Genomic DNA, 3,746 nt, shown 5'->3' with positions numbered 1-3,746 from the left:
TGTCGGTCTGCCGGAATTTCTGAGACTGCGTTCCATTTGTTTTCAATGACTTGCCTGTGTCGCATTTCTGAAACCGATTCAGGGTATGTGAGACTGGACGCCGATTTGAGTCACCATTGGTGAGACTATCCGGCATCCGTCCAGTGAGTAAGTTATGTCCGATAATTTTCCGGCTGACAAGGATTGGGAAGAGGCCGAGTACCGCGCCCAGGTGCTCGCGGAGCTGCCGGCCCAGCTCACTCAGGGCAATGTCGACTGGGCCATGCGCCAGTTGAATGTTAGCCGATCCACGCTCTTTCGTCTGGTGAAGCAGTTCCGCGAGGACGGGCGGACCAGTGCACTACTGCCGGACACCCGGGGCCCCAAACCTGGCATGCAGCCGCTGGACCCGGCGGTGGAAGCGATCGTGTCCCGCCATTTCAAGGAGTTTTATGCCACTCGGCGCAAGCCCACCAGGACACGGTTCTGGCGGGAGATCGCTGCCGATTGTCAGGCCCAAGGGCTGGCACCGCCATCGATCCGTCGTCTGGGGCGCTGGCTGGAGAAACATGACCAGGCAAAGCTGATGGCCAGGCGGGAAGGCAAGGACAAGGCCGAGCGACGCTATCTGGCCACGCCTGGGGTGCTGATCGTCAACAATCCGCTGGATATCGTCCAGATAGACCACACCAAAGCTGACGTGACGGCGGTAGATCCGGTAACGCGACGCCCTCTTGGCCGACCGACGCTGACGGTCGCGATCGACGTGAACACCCGCATGGTTCTGGGGTTTCATCTGTCGCTGGAGCCGCCATCGCTGCTGGCCGTCGCACTGTGTCTGACCCATGCTGTGATGGACAAATCGCATTGGCTCGCGGCACGTGGGATCGGTACGGATTGGCCCGCGCGGGGTATCCCGAGCGCGATTTACGTGGACAATGGCGCGGAGTTCCACGCGCGCGCCTTCGAGCGGGCCTGTTCCGAATATCAGATCGACCTGCAGCACCGACCACCGGCAACGCCGCGCTATGGCGGCCATATCGAGCGACTGATCGGCACGATGATGGGCGCCATTCACCTGCTGCCAGGCTCGCATTTCTCGAACATTTTCGAGCGCGGTGATCTCGACTCTGAGGCTGAGGCGGTGATGACGCTCAGAGAGCTGGAAACCTGGCTCGCTCTAGAGATCACTGGCTCCTACCATGCGCGGGTCCACAGCGCGCTGGAAACCACTCCTGCGGCGGCTTGGGCGGCGCGGACGAACGAGGTCCGAGTCCAAATCCCGGCCGATCTCAGGCAGTTCCTGGTCGATTTCCTGCCGTCCGAGCAGCGGGTTTTGCAGCGCGACGGCCTACATCTCTTCCACATCCGCTACTGGGCGGACGAGTTGCGCTGGCTGATGGGCCGGGAAAGCCGCAAGTTCACGCTCAAATACGACCCGCGCGATCTTTCGCGCATCTTCGTGCTGACAGAGAACGGGATCATCGAGGCCCGCCCGGCGGATCTGACCCGGCCTGCGATCACGCTCTGGGAACACCGCGCGGCGCGGCGCGCTTTGCGTGAGGCCGGGCGCAGGTCGGTAGATGAGGAGCTTATTTTCAGGACAATCGAGGCGCAGCGCGACGTCGTCGACAGCGCCGAGCGGCAGACGAAGGCGATACGGCGCCACCAGGCTCGGCGGGCGCATCTGGCCCCTCTGCCGATGATCGATGTGACACCGGATATCGCCGCGCCAGAAGCCCTGCCTGCGCCGGAAGGGGAGGGGAGCCCATTCCTCAGCCATCCCGGCTTCAAGGTCGAGGAGTGGTACGACGATGACTGAGTTCCCGCATCTCTATCCAGGAGCCGGCAAGATAGCCGCGCTCAGCACCGAGGAGCGCATTCACCGGATTCGCGCCGACCGCTGGATCTCCTATCCCAGGGCCGAGGCCGCCTTGGAGAAGCTGGAAACGCTGATGTCGTTTCCCGAGCGCGCTCGCATGCCGAACCTGCTCATTGTCGGTGACAGCGGCATGGGCAAGACGATGATCATCGAGAAGTTCACCCGCGATCACGCGTCAAGCTTCGATGAGACCAGCGGACGGCTGCATATGCCGGTTGTCGCCGTGCAGATGGTGTCTGGGCCTGATGAATCGCGCTTCTACCGCCGGATCCTGGCGGCGATTGGTGCCCCGGAGCCGCCGAGGGCGACACTGTCTGTGCTGGAAAGCCTGGCCTTGCGACTGCTCGCCGAATTGCGTCCGGGGATGCTGGTCATCGACGAGATTCACAGCCTGCAGGCGGGGACGATCCGCGAACAGGCACGATTCCTGAACATGCTGCGCTTTCTGGGCAACGAGCTGCGCATCCCGTTGGTCTGTGTCGGTACAGCGCAGGCTCGCAACGCACTGCGCACCGATGATCAGCTGGTGCGCCGTTTCGAGGCCTTCGCGTTGCCGCCTTGGCGCGAGGGCGAGGATCTGAACGGGCTGATGAGCACGCTCACGCGCACGCTGCCGCTTCGGCGCCAAAGCCAGATCGACGAGAAGGCACTCACGCGGATGATCAAGGTGACGGGCGGCATCACCTCGGGCATCTTTTCGATCTTGTCGCAGCTGGCGATCGCCGCCATCGAAAGCGGCGAGGAACGCATCCTCTCGCGCGATATTCTGGGCGGCGACCGGTTGCAGGCGGTCCTGGGAGAGCCGGTGTGACGGCGCACGGGCGCTTGCCGGTTGTCTATCTCCCCGAGGTCGACGAGCGGCTGTCTTCCTGGGCCGCGCGCATGGCCCCGTTCTACGCCATGACGGTTTCGGAATTCATCGCCGCGTTTGGCCTGAAGGGGCACGACGTGTTCGACCTGGAATGGCGTCTTTCGGAAGGGCAGGGGGCTCTGATCGCGGCTCGGACCGGCCTTTCGCCCGAAGCAGTGCAGTCCATGACTTTCCGGGAGTTGGGTGCTGCGGCGCGCATGATGATCGCGCGGAAGAACCGGTATTACTGCCCGCACTGTCCCGAAGACTTGCATCGCAAAGCCGCCGCGCTGCCGTGGCGATTTCGCTGCCCGGTGCATGGTGTGGAGTTTCGGGATGCCACCGGCGAGACCCTGTCCGATCGGTTCGGTACGGACTGCTTCAAGAAACTTGAAGGGCATGCCGAGGTCGGTGCCGCGCATCTCGATGCCTGGGCGCGCAGCGCGGGGCAGGGCGACCTGGAAGCGCCCGAAGTGCTTCAGCTTCTGACGGTGCGACATCGCCGGGCCTCGCCGCCGAACGTTTGCGAGCAGCCACGAATGTCTCTGAAAGACCGCCGGGACTATCATGATTTTTTGACCACGCCGATCATCCGACAGGCGCTCACGGTCGTAGTTCCCGAATACGATCAGGTGGCGCCAGTACTTGCCAAGCCAGTGCGTCCCGGTCTCCACGCCCTGGCGCAGGGCTCGCTCTTGCAATGTTTCGCGCTGGCGGTCGGCGCCGGGCGGATCATTGAGGATCCGGTCAAATGGGCGGTCTCAGTCATGCTTATGAGCGATGCGGAGGGGCAGGGACGGGTCCGGCAGGCGATTGACGCATGGCCTCTTTCGTTGAGGCGAAGCATCTCGGCCCGGTTCTGGCGCGCTGAGCGCGACGAGAGAGCACGGCAGTCTGCAGAAAAAGCCGCGAGACAACGCCAGTCTCACAAACTCCGGCTCATCCAGTCTCATAAATACCGGTACGGAATCTCATGAACCCCGGCTCGTTTTTCAGGGAAGTGCTTGAATCTCATGAATTCCGGCTATCCGACAG

Annotated in this window: 3 protein-coding genes; all 3 read left to right on the top strand. The window is 62.9% G+C overall.

Going from position 1 to position 3,746, the window contains the following annotated elements:
* Window positions 1-154: 154 nt before the first annotated feature.
* Genes RBB42_RS27860 through RBB42_RS27850 form a run of 3 tightly spaced genes read left to right on the top strand, consistent with a single transcriptional unit; the run spans window position 155 to window position 3,688 of the window.
* The gene (locus RBB42_RS27860; protein ID WP_306043969.1) at window positions 155-1,801 is read left to right on the top strand and encodes a TnsB C-terminal domain-containing protein; all 1,647 of its coding nucleotides are present in this window, start codon (window positions 155-157) and stop codon (window positions 1,799-1,801) included.
* Window positions 1,794-2,672, top strand: a complete 879-nt coding sequence (locus RBB42_RS27855; protein WP_306043968.1) for a TniB family NTP-binding protein — start codon at window positions 1,794-1,796, stop codon at window positions 2,670-2,672. The genes RBB42_RS27860 and RBB42_RS27855 overlap by 8 nt, the downstream gene beginning before the upstream one ends.
* Entirely contained in the window at window positions 2,669-3,688 is a 1,020-nt protein-coding gene (locus tag RBB42_RS27850; protein ID WP_306043967.1) for a TniQ family protein, read from the top strand. The genes RBB42_RS27855 and RBB42_RS27850 overlap by 4 nt, the downstream gene beginning before the upstream one ends.
* Window positions 3,689-3,746: the final 58 nt, after the last annotated feature.

The organism is Mameliella sp. MMSF_3455, assembly GCF_030733205.1.
Lineage (GTDB): Bacteria > Pseudomonadota > Alphaproteobacteria > Rhodobacterales > Rhodobacteraceae > Antarctobacter.
The sequence above is the reverse complement of the archived record's forward strand: the minus strand, read 5'-3'. Positions and strand labels throughout refer to the sequence as shown.

What these genes read in the sequence shown, in the direction of transcription:
- RBB42_RS27860 (WP_306043969.1), top strand. Translation starts at nt 155, where the DNA reads ATGTCCGATAATTTTCCGGCTGACAAGGATTGGGAAGAGGCCGAGTAC.
- RBB42_RS27855 (WP_306043968.1), top strand. Translation starts at nt 1,794, where the DNA reads ATGACTGAGTTCCCGCATCTCTATCCAGGAGCCGGCAAGATAGCCGCG.